This is a genomic window from Robbsia sp. KACC 23696 (assembly GCF_039852015.1).
In the GTDB taxonomy this organism is placed as follows: Bacteria; Pseudomonadota; Gammaproteobacteria; order Burkholderiales; family Burkholderiaceae; genus Robbsia.
This window is the reverse complement of record NZ_CP156626.1, coordinates 819,128-833,842: the sequence shown is the minus strand read 5'-3', so window position 1 is coordinate 833,842 and position 14,715 is coordinate 819,128. Positions and strand designations below refer to the sequence as shown.

The following is a 14,715-nucleotide window of genomic DNA, read 5'->3' as shown; positions in this document are numbered from 1 at the left end:
CGTCGCGCGATCGGTTTCGGCTAGATGTCCTGCGTGTCGCCGACGGAATCGAAGCCCGAAGCGCGGATCGACTGATAACGGTCTTCCATTTCCTTCCGGAGTTGCCGCCGGAGTTGCGCCTTGCGGAAGCGCTCCTGCTCTTCCTTGGTCGCGGGCTGCAGCACCGGCACCTCTACCGAGCGGCCTTCGTCATCGACGGCCACCATCGTGAAATAGCAGCTATTGGTGTGTCGGACGACCTGGTTGCGAATATTTTCGGTGACCACCTTGATCCCGATTTCCATTGAACTGCGCCCGGTATAGTTCACCGCCGCCAGGAAATGCACAAGCTCGCCAACGTAGATCGGCTGCCGGAACACCACCTGATCGACCGACAGCGTCACGACGTAGCGCCCCGCATATCGGCTGGCGCAGGCGTAGGCAACGCCGTCGAGTAATTTCAAGACGGCGCCGCCGTGCACATTGCCGGAGAAGTTCGCCATATCGGGTGTCATCAACACCGTCATCGACAATTGGTGACTGGCCTCGTTCATCGTGTTTTGCTTTCGTAGAGAGGAGAATATCGCGATGCATGCGTGCTGCCGCATGCCGGCAGACGCGGAAGGACCCGCCCGCGCAGGCATGTCATCATACCTCTGATACGTGCGTCGGACCGCGCGCAACAAGCGATTCCTTACCTCGGCTTTCAACGATATAAAACGATACCATCGATAGATAGCATCGATATGCTTCTTTCGTGCGCCGCCAGCCGCCGCGTTTTGCCCTCTACTTGCGGAGCTTTGTTTTGCCGAATTCCCGCACCCTGTCATCCAACACAACCGCCTCGCCCCCCCAGTCCGATGTCCCTTTAGTCGCACCCGGCCGGCGCAAGGTCATCTTCGCCGGCTTGATGTTGGCGATGATCCTGGCCGCTCTGGACCAGAGTATCGTTTCTACCGCGTTGCCGGTGATCGCCAGCGATCTGGGCGGACTGGTCCATATGACCTGGGTGGTGACGGCCTTCATGCTGACCTCCACCATCAGCGCCCCGCTCTACGGCAAGCTGTCCGATATGTACGGACGCAGGCCGCTCTTCGCCATCAGCATCGTCGTCTTTCTGCTGGCGTCTTTGTTATGCGGGTCCGCCCACACGATGACGCAGTTGATTTTGTTCCGCGGTCTGCAAGGACTGGGGGCGGGCGGCCTGATGACGCTGGCGCAGACCGTGATCGGCAGCATCGTCACCCCGGCCGAACGCGGCCGTTACCAGGGCCTCTTCACCGGTGCCTTTGCGGTAAGCAGCGTGACCGGCCCCTTGCTGGGCGGCCTGATCACATCGCACGCGTCGTGGCGCTGGGTGTTCCTGATCAACCTGCCGATCGGTGTCGTCTCGCTGGCATTAGTACTCATTGCCTTGCCGAAGGGCTTACGCGGCGGCCATCACCAGATCGACTATGCCGGCGCCGCCTTGTTGAGCATCGGCACCGCCGCTTTGTTGCTGTTGCTGAACAGTGGTGGCGCGGTACACGATGCCACGACCGGCAGCGGGGATGTATCGTCGCATGCGCTGCTGTCTCAGATCGGCCTTGCCGCCCTCGCCTTCGCCGCGTTCGGCATGCTGCTGGCCGTGGAGCGCCGCGCCGCCGAACCGATTCTCGATCTGTCGTTGTTCCGGCTGCCACCGTATGCGGTCAGTGTCACCGCATCCGGCGTCATGGCCTTCGCGATGATGGGATCGTTGGTCTTCATGCCGCTCTACTACCAACTGGTCCAGGGACAATCGCCGGCCGAGTCGGGCATGATGATGTTGCCGCAGGTGATCGCGATGATGATCAGCTCCGTCGTGGGCGGCCGCATTTCCTCGCGTACGAAGCGCTTCACGCAGCTGCTCGCGCTGGGTGTCTTTCTCGAATTTCTCGGGCTGGCCCTGCTCGCGATCTGCGCGCATTGGGACGCACCGATCCCGGCATTTCTGATCGTGATGGCCGTGCTCGGTACCGGCATGGGCATCGGCATGCCGAATGCCACGGTAGTCGTGCAAAACACCGTGCCACGCGACGCGCTGGGCGCCGCCACGGCATCGATGTCCTTCATCCGTTCACTCGGCGGGTCACTGGGCACGGCACTGTCGGGCGGTGTGATGGCGTTCGTGCTGAATCAGCGCCTCGCGTCCATGCACCTCGACGTCGATATCCACACGCTGCTCGAACGCGGCATCAGTGCCATGCGCGCGCTTCCGGTCGCCCAACAACACACCCTGGCCGACGCCTACCGCGGCGCGATCGGCGCCAGTCTGGTGACAGGCGGCGTGTTGATGTTCGTTGCCTTTTTACTGGTTTTCCGATTGAGCCGCCGATCGACGGTTTAAGACCCGTACGGGAGCGACGTCGCCGGACAGGGCCGTCGACCCGCTTCGTCGCACGGCCCTGCCGGCGCGGTGTGACAAAAATACCGCGAAACACCGGCGCAGCCGTTGATCGATCGCCAATCGCGTAGAATCGGCGCACGGTAAGCATCTTTGCAGTGCGCATCACGTGCCGCCAAAATCATACAAACGTTTAAATAAGAACAACGATAAACTGGTGCGTCGGTTCGCGCCCATTCTTACCGGAAATGGGCGAACTGTGAGTGATGGCGATTCCGTTAAACACGCGAATGCCATCGTTGGCGACACGCTTCTCCATCCGAAAAGTCCGTCCGCATGTCCAATGTTATTTCCCCCTCCGCGCCCGCGTTCCGTGCGCCGCGGCGCCTGAATGTCGGTACGCGATTCTCGATCCTGGCGGCTGTAGTCGCAGCGATCCTGATCGCTACCTTCACGATTGCCATGACGCAGATCACAGGCAATGCGATGCGCGATGAGGCGCTCGATCAGATAGACCACGACAATCACGGCATCGAAACCATGGTGTCGTTGTACGACAAGGCCGTCAATGCCGAGGTCGGCCGGTCGATGTCCTTATTCCAAAGTTTCATGCCGCGTACCTTCGCACTCGACGAAGCCCAAACGATCGATATCGGCGGCGTCGCAGCGCCGACGATTCGGGCCGGCGACACGGTCCTCGACATGAACTTCGATATACCGGATCAGTTCACGTCGCGCAGCGGTGCCCTGGCCACCGTGTTCGCCCGGCACGGCGACGACTTCGTGCGGGTCACGACGTCGCTGAAAACGCAAACCGGCGCGCGCGCGGTTGGCACGCTGCTCGATCGCAGCAGCCCCGCCTATCCGTTGATCGTCGCAAATCGACCTTTCTCGGGCATTGCGATGTTGTTCGGGAAGCACTACATCACGAAATACCAACCCATCGCGGATGGCACCGGACGCGTGATCGGCGCATTGTTCGTCGGTGTCGATATCGAAGCGGAAGTCGCGGCACTGCAACAGTCGATCGCGGACACGCCGATCAGTGGCAAAGGCTATTTCTTCGTGTTGGATGCCTCGAAAGGCCCCGGTCGTGGCGCGCTGCTGGTCCATCCGGGCGATGGCGTCGTCGGCAAGCCCGCGGATGCGCGCATCGCACCCTTCCAGGCGATGCTCGACAACGGCACCGGTCGTCTGGTCTTCGATGCAACCGACAGCACGGCGCTGCCGTTTCGCGACCCGCACGTGCACGACGGGCGTAAGGTCATCGTCTACCGGACCTTGCCGCAATGGGGCTGGCTCATCGGCGGCATTGCTTACGAAGACGATCTGCTCGCCCAGGCTCATTCGATCCGCAACCGTTTCCTGTTGGCCGGCCTGATCGCGGTGATCGTGTTCGCCGTCGTCTTGTTACTGATCGTCCGCCGGATGATCGGAACGCCGCTGGCGCAGGCCAGCGCCGCCGCCAGTCGTATCGCCGCGGGCGACCTGACGGTGCGCCTGGGTAGCACGCGCGAGGACGATATCGGTGCGTTACTGCGGTCCATCGATGGTACGGGCGCGGGGCTCGCCCGCATCGTCCGTGATGTTCGCGCGGCAGCCGGCGATATCAGCGCACGGACGGATCGGATCGCGGCCACCAGCCATGACATCGCCGAACGGGTCACGGAACAGGCCGCCAGCGTCGAGGAAACCGCCGCCAGCATGGAGCAGATGACGTCGATCGTGCAGCAAAACGCCGAACATACCGCGCAGGCCGAAGCCAAGGTCACGGATGCCATTTCCGCGGCGCAGGCGGGCGGCGAGGCGGTGCAACGGCTGGCAACGACCATGGCGGGCGTGGCGGCCTCGTCGAAGCGCATCGGCGATATCACGACATTGATCGAAGGCATCGCGTTTCAGACCAATATCCTCGCGTTGAATGCAGCCGTGGAAGCCGCGCGCGCGGGCGAGCATGGCAAGGGGTTTGCCGTCGTCGCCGGTGAGGTTCGCGCACTCGCGCAGCGCAGCGCGGCTGCCGTCAAGGATATCGAAACGCTGGTCGACGAGTCCGTGAAGCGCGCCGCCGAAGGCGCTGGCGAAGCCGCGAGCGCCCACGACACAATGGCATCGATCGTTGCCCAGGTCCGGCAAGTCGGCACCATCATCGGCGATGTGAATATCGCCTCGCGCGAACAGCGCGGCGGGATCGAGCAGGTGAACCAGGCGGTTTTGCAAATCGGCGAGGCCACGCAGCAGAATGCCGCACGCGTCGAGGATGCCGCGCATGAAGCTGGGGAATTGCGACAACGGGCGGAACAACTGAATCAGGCAGTCAGCGTGTTCGTCATCTAAGCCGCGAATCCGCGGGAAGCGGCGGGAATCGGCTAGAAGCGGGCCGGGAATGAGGGCGGGCGGTGTGGTCGCAACTTGTGTAACTTGCGTAACTAGCGTAACCTTCGAGGTGGTGAGGGGTAGCGAGGTTATAGGAGGGAAGCATGGCATCAACGCACGCATCGACGCTGGCCGATACGCCCGGACAACTGGGGGAAGCGCGTCCGCCTCAGTCATTTCCGCAGTCCGTCGGAAAAGAGGCGCTCCGGTGGCATGTGTCCGACATCGAGCGGGCTGGCCATTTGGACAGGGTTATCGTGTCGTTTAAAACCGCCGATACTGAGAAATATGTAGCGCTGTCGCTGCATTGCTCAGTCTCTTCGGAAACGGAAAACGGTATGTTCGATCCAGACAATCAGCGGGTCGCGGTCCAGCTTCAAGGATGCGAACTCCACTATGACGCCCTCCCGACGCAACTCGCGTTCATGAAGGCCGTTTTCGAAAAAACCATCGAGTCCGTAAAGGAAATACAGCAGCGTCCTTCGGAGAAGCGCACAGCCGGTCAGCTCATTCAGCACATCGCGGTGACGCTCGCCGACAAGTGTGAAGCCGAGGGTGAGAATCCATCGATCGATCAGGGCTGGCAGGCATTGCTGGAAAGCGGGCTGCGCACGAAGACCGCACTGCTCCAATCCAGCGAATTCAAGACCGTGTTGCAGGCCAGCGCGCTGTGCGGCGTCAAGGAAGCGGCCATCCGGAAGCGGATCCGCGAGAAGAAACTGTTCGCCTTGAAAAACCCCGTCGATGGCGAATATCGGATTCCGGCTTGGGCACTCGATGCGCAGATTGCGGGCGCCACCACCGCAGACTGGCTCGCGACAGCGGAAACGGCGGACGACTGGGCCGTGTATGCGTTCTTTGCTGCGCCGAACGGTAGCCTCAATGGACTCCGCCCGTTTGAATGCCTGTTGTCGACGGAGCATCTTCCGCTCGCGCGGCGGGCGCTTCGGGAAGACCTTCGACGCTATCTGACACTGCCTGACGAGACATCGTTATTGGCCGTTGTGAAAAAGGCCCTGCATGCGGATCTGAGCGAAGGGAAAGGCATATGAATGGCCCGATGCCCATGCTCGACGCCGCGTTTGTCGTTGCAACGCAAACAGTCACGCGCGAACTGCTTCACCGCGTTTATTGGGCGGGGCAGGATCCGCTGAAACCCAGTGTCGAAGGCAACAACCGCTACGATTGCCCGCCCGGATCTGCGCCTTTCGGCGTGCTTTACCTTGGCATGGATCTGCCGACTTGCTGGATGGAAACGGTGGTTCGCCACAATATGATCCGCGCGGCAGGAACGGCCATTACGATTCCGCTGGGGAAAATGCAGGCGCGCTGGACCTGCGACATCGCTTGCCGGAAACCTTTGCATCTCGCGCAATTCGCGGACGAGCCATTGATCGATCTCGGCGACTCCGCCTCCAACATCACGGACGACAGTTATTTCCGTACCCGGACATGGGCGGCGCTGCTTCACATGCATGCGAATCCCACAGTCGACGGACTGCGGTATCGCTCGCGATTCAAGTCCGATCAGTTCTGCATCGCATTGTTCGACAGAGCGATGCAGGACAAAGGGCTGACGGTATCGAACACACGAAGCATCGACCCCGCGCAATCGTTCGAGGCCCAGGCGATCATGCGCCGATACAACGTCGTTCCGATCTGAATGTATCTTCCCCGCAGGCGTGCCTCCGCTTCCGCTTACGCCGACGGACGGATCATCTCGAACAGCTCGCCGATGCCCAGATAGTCGCCGCGATAACCGGCCCGCATGACCGGGTTGGCGGCGACGGTATCGAACAGGCCATCCTTCAGGAAGGTCTTGCGGATATGCACGCCGACCACCTGGCCCAGGACCAACCAGTTATCCAAGTCCTTGCCATCCAAGCCCTTGAGTCGGACGATCTGCAGTAGCTTGCATTCGAGCGACGCCGGCGCGTCCGCGACGTGCGGTACCGACACGTTGCGGCCGCTGCCCTTCGCCAGTCCGGCCAGATCGAATTCGTCGACGCCATGCGCCACCGGCGCTGCGCTCTGGTTCATCTGCTTGGCCAGTTCCGCGCTGGTCAGGCTCCAGACGAACTCGCCGGTCTCTTCGATATTGCGCAAGCTGTCCTTGCGCCCCTCACTGGAAAACCCAATGACATGCGGAAAACTGGCGAAGGCGCCAAAGAAACTATATGGCGCCAAGTTGACGTTGCCGGCCTTGTCTTGCGTCGAGATCCAGCCGATCACCCGCGGCGCCACGATCGCCTTGAAGGGATCGTGCGCCAACCCATGGCCTTCGTCGGGATGGTAGAAATGGACGTCGTCGGCGTTTGCAGCGTGCGGCATGGTCTGGTTCCTATAAGCAGAAAAGGCAATCTGATAACGAACCGTCCGGCGGTATCGGATGATTGCGCGCTCGGCCGGCTTCCATCAACGGTCTGTACCGCATCGTAGACCAACCGCAAAGAACGTGCGCGCCGGCAAACAATCCCGCGTGCACGCAGAGATCGCAATGCACCGCAGCGACGACTGCGACAGCGGCGGCAGCGGCGGCAGCGGCGGCGACGCGCATTTTCCGGTTTTCCGGTCATACCGTAACGCATAAGCGGCTTGCATCGGCCGAAGCGTAGTTCAGCGACTGTGTGCGGTTCGGGCCGCGACGTCATCGATCGCGGCGCGCAGACCGTCGTACACCGCCGGATGTAACGATTGCGAGACATTGAAACGCATATAGTCCGGCGATCGTCGGCCGACGCTGAAGACATCGCCCGGCGCCAGCACGATGTCGCGATCCAAGGCCCGCCGCGCCACCTGTGCGGCATCGAGACCTTCCGGCAGGCGTGCCCAGACAAACATCCCCGCCTCTGGCCGCAACCACGGCGTCAGGCCGGCGCGTTCGAGCCGGCGGAGCGTCTCCCCCATCGCATCGGCCAGTCTGCCACGCAGGCTATCCAGGTAGCGGCGGTAGGTGCCATCTTGCAGCAATTGCGCCACCAGCGCAGAGGACACACCGCCATTTCCGAACGTCGTCGCCAGTTTCAAATCGACCAAGGCGTCCACTAGGTCCGCCCGAATCGCGATATAGCCGCAGCGTGCCGCGCTCGACAGCGTTTTCGAAAAACTCCCCAGGACGATCACCTGCTGCAATGCATCGAAAGCCGCGTATCGGGGCGCCGCGCGATGCTCCAAGTCGCCGAAGATATCGTCCTCGACGATCGTGACGCCATGCGCATGGGCCGCGTTCAGCACCTGATGCGCACGCACCGGCGTGAGGATCGCGCCGGTGGGATTGTGCATTGCCGAATTCGTCAGGTACAGACGCGGACGCTCCTGTGCGACAAGACGCGTGAACACCTCCAGATCCGGACCGTCGGCCGTCATCGGCACGCCGAGCACCCGTACGCGATGTACCCGCAGCAGCGCCTGGAAGTTGAAGTAGCATGGATCGTCGACGAGCACGGTGTCGCCCGGTCCAATGAGATAACGACACAGAAGATCCAATGAGTGCGAGCCGGAGTCCGTCAGAATGATCTGCTCCGGCGCGGCCGGCACGCCGTTTTTCGCAAGCCGCTGGCTCAACTGATGGCGGAGTGCCGCCAGACCCAGCGGCACGCCGTATTCACTCAATGTTTCGGTGCGCGCGCGTGACAACGCGCGTAGACCACGACGAATCGCCTCCTCCGGCATCCACGACGCAGGCATCCATCCGCAGCCTGGCTTCAACGAGCTTTCGGCCGCCTCCAGAGATTGTCGCGTCACCCAGAGCGGGTCGACCTCGCGCGCCAGATCCGGCGCTTCGGTGTGCAGCGTCCGAACCGGCGCCGGGCCGAGCACGTAGAAGCCGGCACCCGGGCGCGATTCGATCAGATCCTGCGCCAACATCCGGTCATACGCGGTGACCACCGTCGCCTTCGACACCTTGAGCATGTGGGCCATCTGCCGTAGCGACGGCAAACGCTCTCCTCGCGACAGCAAGCGCGCCTCCACGCGCGAACGGACCCACGCGATGACCGTATCGATCAGCGTGGGTCCCTCTGTTTCGCCATGAATGCCATCGACCGCTTCCGTCGTCCCGTCCCCGCCCGGCGTGCCCCGTCTCCCCGCGTCCGAATTCGGCAATGCGTTTGTCGCGATCCCGGCGGACCCCGTTCGATTCCCGTGCGCCATCGTGCGCTCCATTTTTTCCGCTCCCTGACGCTTTTAACCATTACCGTACTGCACAGAGGACCGGTACAGTTTCTTCCGATTGTACAGGTGCGTGTCTTGGCAGAACAGTCGCAACGGCGCAGCCTACCCCTCTGTGCTCCCAAACCGTTTTTGCCATGCGATCGCCTTCCACCACCGCCGCGCCACCCTCTCGCCCAACGCCCCCCGCCCAGCCCGCTGTTGCCGGCATCGCCCGCGCTGCATCGGCGGCATCGGCCGAGGGCACCGCGCCCGGCATGCTTGGCGGTTGGCTCAGCGGCCTGCTCGGCATGGTTATCTTCTCCGGCTCCTTGCCTGCGACGCGTGTGGCACTTGCGGGCTTCTCCCCCGCCTTCCTGACGTTTTCTCGCGCGTCCATCGCGGGCCTGCTCGCCCTGGCCGCGCTGACGCTGACCCGCAGTCGACGACCGAGCCGGGCCCATCTGAGCGGTCTGGCAGCGGTTGCGTTCGGCGCGGTGGTGGGCTTTCCGCTTTTCACCGGAATCGCCCTGCAAGCGATCACGTCCGCGCAAGCGCTCGTCTTTATCGGCTTGCTGCCCCTGAGCACCGCGCTGTTCGGCGTGCTGCGGACGTCCGAGCGTCCCTCGCGCTGGTTTTGGCTTTATTCGGTACTCGGCGCGGCGACCATCGTCGCCTACGCGATCTATCAGATGATCGCCCCGGCGCCGAATGCCCATGCCGCCACCTCGGGCGTCGGCCACGCCGTCTTGATCGGTGAAGCGATGATGCTGCTCTCGATCGTCGTCTGCGGTTATGCCTATGCCGAGGGCGGCCGCCTCGCGCGCGATCTCGGTGGCTGGCAGGTCATCTGCTGGGCATTGGTGCTAGCGCTGCCGTTGATGCTGCTCGCCTGCTGGCTCGGACGCCCCTGGGGCAGCGGCACCGCATTCGCCGCACTGAGCCTGACCAACGCGCCGCCCGCACTCCTGCACCACGCCGCCGGCACCGCCGCGACGTCGTTTTCCGCGTGGCGCGCATCCGTCCCGCTCGCCGCCTGGCTCGGCCTCGCCTACGTCTCGCTGTTCAGCATGCTGATCGGTTTCATCTTCTGGTACCGTGGCCTGGCGATCGGCGGCATCGCCGCGGTCGGGCAACTGCAATTGCTGCAACCCTTCGTCGGCCTGCTGCTGGCAGGCATGGTACTGGGCGAGTCGATCCGGCCATCAATGCTGGGCATCAGCGCCGCCGTCGTCGCCTGCGTCGGATTGGCCCGGCGCGCAAATACGCGCAAACGCGGCTGATCCGTCATCGCACGCTGGTATGATCGAGAGCACCTGTCCCGCCCCTCATCGGGCTTCAATCGCTCACGACCTTGCCGTCCCGCCACGACCCGCCGCATCGCGCCACGCCGTCACCTTTGCAGCGTTGGAAAGCCCGACTGCAAACCCGCTTCCTGCTGTCGCTTGCAGAACGTCTGCATCCGTCCGACGGACAGATCGCCCTGCTGTGGGCCGTACCGGCCGGAATCGCCGGAGCGCTGGCCACACTCGGATTTCGCGAGGCGATGGATGGACTCGAACGGCTGATATTCGGCCGTGACGGCGACATGGCCATACTCGCGGCGCTGGCGCCTTGGCAAACCCGGCTGATCCTTCCCGTCGCGGGCGGCGTGATGGCCGGATTGCTGCTGATGCTCGCGCGCCGCTACACCGACAAGGCGCGCCACTCGGACTACATGGAAGCCATCACGCTCGGCGACGGCGTCCTCCCCGTTCGCCTGACGCTGATCCGATCCGCCGCGTCGCTGTGCTCGATCGTTTCAGGGGCGTCGATCGGCCGGGAAGGACCGATGGTGCAGATGGCGGCGCTGGCCGCCTCGCTGGTCGGTCGCGCGCGACGCATTTCACCCGAGCGATTGCGCACCATCGTCGCCTGCGGTGCCGCGGCAGGATTGACGTCTGCCTACAGTGCCCCCTTTGCCAGCGCTTTTTTCGTGTCGGAAATCGTGCTCGGCTCCGTGGTCGCCGAACGAATGGGCCCGCTGATCGTGGCGGCCGTCGTCTCGAATGTGACGATGCGCGCGCTGCCCGGCTACGCACCGTTGTACACACCGCCCGCATTGCCCGAGTTACATACGGTGCAGTTCCTCGCGTTTCCGTTGTTGGGTGTCGTGTTGGGCATCCTGTCGCCCTTGTTCATGGCGACGCTGCGCTGGGGTAAAAGCGCGTGGAACGCGCTCCCTTTGCCGAACAACGTCGCCTTGCCGGTCCGTCTCGGACTCGGCGGCCTTCTGGTGGGAACGATCTCGATCTGGTTTCCGCAAACGTGGGGCAACGGCTATGGCGTCGTCAATCAACTGATGCATGTCTCCTGGCCCTGGACCACGTTGACGCTCGTCCTGCTCTTCAAAGTGCTGGCCACGGTGATTTCAGCCGGCTCGGGCGCGGTGGGTGGCGTGTTCACGCCGACGCTGTTCGTCGGCGCGGCGCTGGGCGCCTTGTGCGCAAAGATTCTGGCGGTAACGATCCCGTCGATCCATCCGGACACGATCACCTGCGTCATCGTCGGCATGGGTGCGTTTCTCGCCGCCACTGCCCAGGCACCGTTGATGGCGATCCTGATGGTATTCGAAATGACGTCGAGCTATCAGATCATGCTGCCGCTGATGTTGTGCGCGATTGTCGCCTTTTTCGTCAGCCGCTCTTTGACGGCCGATCCGATGTATTCGGCCACGTCGCGGATCAATGCAAAACGCGCGGCGGATGAACGCGCCCGCGGCACGCGGGTGCGGGAGTTGATGAAAACGACCGAACAGATCGTCGATGTCGACGCGTCTCTTGAAGCGGTACGTCGCGTCTTCATGGCGATGCCGGTCAAATATGTCTATCTGGTCGATGCAGACCATAAATTGCACGGTTTTCTCGCCCTCAGCGACTTCAACCGACTGATGGACGAAGGCAAGTTGGACCTGAACGCGCCCGCGAAGCCGCTAGCGACGTCGCACATCCCCGTGCTCTATCCCGATGACAGTGCCGCCGTCGCCTTGCAGGCCTTTCTGCGTCATGAAGGCGAACGCCTCCCCGTGGTGGCCTCTCCCGACGACCGCACTTTCCTCGGCGTGATTTCCAAAGCGGACTTTCTGACACGGATCGAATCGCTGGTCTGAAGCGCCGCGCGCCAACGCGTTCGCGGCCGCTCGACGCACTCGATATACATCGCTTCGCCGCGACAACCATCGCGATCCGACCCTGCCGTATCGGTGTGTTACGCTTCCACCTGCGGATCCGGCGGCGTGTTCGGCAAGCCGTTTCCCAGCCCGCGGCGCGAGCGAATCTCACGACAACCACGATGTTTCGCCTTTCCCTTTCCCGAGACCGTCGCCAGGACGGATCCCTTGTCGATCAAGTAGTGGATGGCATTGCCGCAATGATCGAGCAACGTGTGCTGCCTGCGGGCACGACACTGCCGTCGGTGCGCGCTTTCGCGAAAGAGCAGGCATTGAGCCCCTATACGGTCGCCGAAGCGTATCAACGTCTTGTCGCGAGCGGTCAGATCATTGCGCGCGCAGGCGCCGGATATAAGGTGGTCGACAAGGCACAGGGCCTCTGGCAGCCCGCGCCGACGCCACCGCAGGACAATGTGCTGACGGCTTCCTGGCTGCTCTCCGATGTATTCGCCGATCGTCAGGTGCCGATCAAGGCAGGCTGTGGCTGGATGCCGGGCGACTGGGTAAACGACGCGGGGCTGCAGCACGCCTTACGGCGCGTCAGCCGTTCGCCCGGCGCGCGGATGGGCCGTTACGGGCATCCCTTCGGGTGGGCCGCCTTGCGCGAACATATCGCCGCCACGCTGCGGCGCTGGTCCTTGCGCGTGGACGCCGGACAGATCCTGCTGACACAGGGCGTCACGCAAGGCCTGGACTTGATCGTTCGCACACTGCTGCGGCCGGGCGATACGGTGCTCGTCGAGGACCCCGGCTATTGCAATTTGCTGCAGATCCTGAAACTCGCCGGCGTACGCGTTGCCAGCGTGCCGCGCACCGTCGATGGTTTCGAGATGGACGCATTGGAACACGCCATCGCGCAGCATCGCCCCAAGGCGCTGTTCGTCAACACGGTGCTGCAGAATCCGTCCGGCACGTCGCTGACGGTGTCCTCGGCTTTCCGATTGCTGCAGGCAGCGGACCGGCACGGACTGTGGGTGATCGAAGACGATATCTCGCGCGAACTCGCCCCGCCCGGGGCGCCGATGTTGGCCGCGATGGCAGGTCTCGATCGCGTGATCTATCTATCAGGCTATACCAAGACCATCACGCCGGCGGTGCGCGTTGGTTACGTCGCCGCCGCGCCGGGCGTCATCTCTCAATTGGCTTTGACGAAGATGTCGGTGGGATTGACGTCGTCCGAGATCACCGAACGCGCGGTGGCGAATGTGCTGGTGGAAGGCCACTACGAACGTCATGTGACGCGATTGCGAGAGCGGCTCGCAGCATCGCATGATCGCGTCGTTCCGGCACTGCAGGCGGCCGGCCTGACGCCGATGCACATGCCCCGTGCCGGCTTGTTCCTCTGGGCGCAAATGCCGATTGCTGCCGACCGGGCACTCCGGGTCAGTGAAAAGGCGCTGACCCACGGTATATGGCTCGCGCCGGGCGCCTATTTCCGGCCCGGCGACGAACCGTCCGCATGGTTCCGTTTCAACGTCGCCACGTCCGACGATCCCGCGTTATGGTCCTTTCTCCGCGAGGTCATCGCTGCCGACGCCGAGCCGGGGCATGGTCGCTGAAGCGGCTTGCGCATTCGAGCCATGCCGTCGCACGTCAACGTGACGTCGGCCGCCAAACGCGACGTGCCTTGGCGTTCACATCAGTATCCCGACCGTCGGCGGCATCAGCGCAGCCATCTCCGGGAGTGCCGCGGCGAAGCGCTCCGACAGAAAATCCAACAGCACCCGGATACGGGGGGCCATATAGCGACTGCGCGGATATAAAGCATATACCGGACGTTGCGGCGTATTCCAATCGGCCAGCGCGACCACCAGGCGGCCGGCCTTGATATCGGCGCTGACGTCCCACACGGATTTGATGACGAAGCCATGCCCCGCCAACGCCCACTCCCGCGCGAGCGCGCCGTCGTTCGTTTCGCGCGTTTTCGCCATCGGCAGCGTGAATAAACGCGTCTCCTCGTCACGGGCAAAACGCCACACCGCCGAGGACGAACCGAGCGCACCCCGCAGAATAAAATGGAAACGATCGAGATCGTCAGGGTGTTCCGGCGTGCCGTTAGCCGCCAGATAGTCTGGCGACGCACATAACAAACGCCGATTCGGCGCCAACGGACGGGCCACGAAGGAACTGTCCTCGGCCATACCAAAACGAATGGCCAGATCGATCTCGTCGCGCAGCAGATTGACCTTGGAATCGGTCAGCACGACCGATAGCACCACGTCCGGATACAGCGCGTTGAACGCATTCAACCAATCGTTCAGAACGTAGCGGCCAAAATCGCAGGTCGCCGACAGGCGCACGCGCCCCCGCACCACGCTTCTGCCCGCCTGCAACGCCGCATGACCATCGTCTAGCGCCTGCACCGCAAGCTGGCAATGTTCGAGATAGCTGCGCCCCTCCTCCGTCAGGCGCAAGTTGCGCGTGGTGCGCTCGAACAGACGCACATTCAGGTCGGCCTCCAATCTCATCAACCGGGCGCTGGCCGCGGCTGGCGAGAGGTTTAGTTTTCGACCGGCTGCCGAGAGGCCACCAAGGTTCGCGGCTTCGACGAACAGACGGATGTCCGCAATGCTTTCCACGATATTTCCATAGTTGTTGAAAGTGCTTCAATCGACGCACCTATTATCAACCAATCCATAGC

Annotated in this window: 11 protein-coding genes; 7 read left to right on the top strand and 4 right to left on the bottom strand. The window is 63.0% G+C overall.

Annotated features, from left to right (window positions below):
• Positions 1 to 20: 20 nt before the first annotated feature.
• Positions 21 to 533 carry an acyl-CoA thioesterase gene (locus ABEG21_RS03335; protein ID WP_347555860.1) on the bottom strand — a complete coding sequence of 171 codons (513 nt, stop codon included), beginning with the start codon at positions 531 to 533 and terminating at the stop codon, positions 21 to 23.
• Positions 534 to 784: 251 nt separating this feature from the next.
• On the opposite strand from ABEG21_RS03335, the gene ABEG21_RS03330 reads away from it, so the two are divergent.
• From ABEG21_RS03330 to ABEG21_RS03315, 4 genes are all read left to right on the top strand, one after another.
• Complete coding sequence (locus tag ABEG21_RS03330) at positions 785 to 2,347, top strand: MDR family MFS transporter (RefSeq protein WP_347555859.1); 1,563 nt, start codon at positions 785 to 787, stop codon at positions 2,345 to 2,347.
• 333 nt (positions 2,348 to 2,680) lie between these two features.
• Complete coding sequence (locus tag ABEG21_RS03325) at positions 2,681 to 4,678, top strand: Cache 3/Cache 2 fusion domain-containing protein (protein ID WP_347555858.1); 1,998 nt, start codon at positions 2,681 to 2,683, stop codon at positions 4,676 to 4,678.
• Between the two features lie 254 nt (positions 4,679 to 4,932).
• Positions 4,933 to 5,769 carry a hypothetical protein gene (locus tag ABEG21_RS03320; protein ID WP_347555857.1) on the top strand — a complete coding sequence of 279 codons (837 nt, stop codon included), beginning with the start codon at positions 4,933 to 4,935 and terminating at the stop codon, positions 5,767 to 5,769.
• Complete coding sequence (locus ABEG21_RS03315; RefSeq protein WP_347555856.1) at positions 5,766 to 6,380, top strand: RES family NAD+ phosphorylase; 615 nt, start codon at positions 5,766 to 5,768, stop codon at positions 6,378 to 6,380. Before ABEG21_RS03320 ends, ABEG21_RS03315 begins: the two co-directional genes overlap by 4 nt.
• Positions 6,381 to 6,415: 35 nt before the next feature.
• Here the strand turns inward: ABEG21_RS03315 and ABEG21_RS03310 are convergent, their stop codons facing one another.
• Both ABEG21_RS03310 and ABEG21_RS03305 read right to left on the bottom strand, forming a co-directional pair.
• Entirely contained in the window at positions 6,416 to 7,048 is a 633-nt protein-coding gene (locus tag ABEG21_RS03310) for a flavin reductase family protein (protein ID WP_347555855.1), read from the bottom strand.
• A 285-nt stretch (positions 7,049 to 7,333) separates the two neighbouring features.
• Entirely contained in the window at positions 7,334 to 8,869 is a 1,536-nt protein-coding gene (locus ABEG21_RS03305) for a PLP-dependent aminotransferase family protein (RefSeq protein ID WP_347555854.1), read from the bottom strand.
• Between the two features lie 275 nt (positions 8,870 to 9,144).
• Here ABEG21_RS03305 and ABEG21_RS03300 point away from each other — a divergent pair, with 275 nt between their 5' ends.
• From ABEG21_RS03300 to ABEG21_RS03290, 3 genes are all read left to right on the top strand, one after another.
• Positions 9,145 to 10,149 carry a DMT family transporter gene (locus tag ABEG21_RS03300; protein WP_347556603.1) on the top strand — a complete coding sequence of 335 codons (1,005 nt, stop codon included), beginning with the start codon at positions 9,145 to 9,147 and terminating at the stop codon, positions 10,147 to 10,149.
• Between the two features lie 71 nt (positions 10,150 to 10,220).
• Positions 10,221 to 12,014, top strand: coding sequence for a ClcB-like voltage-gated chloride channel protein (locus ABEG21_RS03295; RefSeq protein WP_347555853.1), 1,794 nt, complete (start codon positions 10,221 to 10,223; stop codon positions 12,012 to 12,014).
• 182 nt (positions 12,015 to 12,196) lie between these two features.
• Complete coding sequence (locus ABEG21_RS03290) at positions 12,197 to 13,633, top strand: PLP-dependent aminotransferase family protein (protein WP_347555852.1); 1,437 nt, start codon at positions 12,197 to 12,199, stop codon at positions 13,631 to 13,633.
• A 75-nt stretch (positions 13,634 to 13,708) separates the two neighbouring features.
• Here the strand turns inward: ABEG21_RS03290 and ABEG21_RS03285 are convergent, their stop codons facing one another.
• Positions 13,709 to 14,653, bottom strand: a complete 945-nt coding sequence (locus ABEG21_RS03285) for a LysR family transcriptional regulator (protein ID WP_347555851.1) — start codon at positions 14,651 to 14,653, stop codon at positions 13,709 to 13,711.
• Between the last annotated feature and the right edge of the window lie 62 nt (positions 14,654 to 14,715).

Excerpts from the sequence above, each read along its gene's own strand:
- ABEG21_RS03335 (WP_347555860.1), bottom strand. The coding sequence starts at position 533 with ATGAACGAGGCCAGTCACCAATTGTCGATGACGGTGTTGATGACACCC.
- ABEG21_RS03325 (WP_347555858.1), top strand. The coding sequence starts at position 2,681 with ATGTCCAATGTTATTTCCCCCTCCGCGCCCGCGTTCCGTGCGCCGCGG.
- ABEG21_RS03315 (WP_347555856.1), top strand. The coding sequence starts at position 5,766 with ATGAATGGCCCGATGCCCATGCTCGACGCCGCGTTTGTCGTTGCAACG.
- ABEG21_RS03310 (WP_347555855.1), bottom strand. The coding sequence starts at position 7,048 with ATGCCGCACGCTGCAAACGCCGACGACGTCCATTTCTACCATCCCGAC.
- ABEG21_RS03305 (WP_347555854.1), bottom strand. The coding sequence starts at position 8,869 with ATGGCGCACGGGAATCGAACGGGGTCCGCCGGGATCGCGACAAACGCA.
- ABEG21_RS03300 (WP_347556603.1), top strand. The coding sequence starts at position 9,145 with ATGCTTGGCGGTTGGCTCAGCGGCCTGCTCGGCATGGTTATCTTCTCC.
- ABEG21_RS03290 (WP_347555852.1), top strand. The coding sequence starts at position 12,197 with ATGTTTCGCCTTTCCCTTTCCCGAGACCGTCGCCAGGACGGATCCCTT.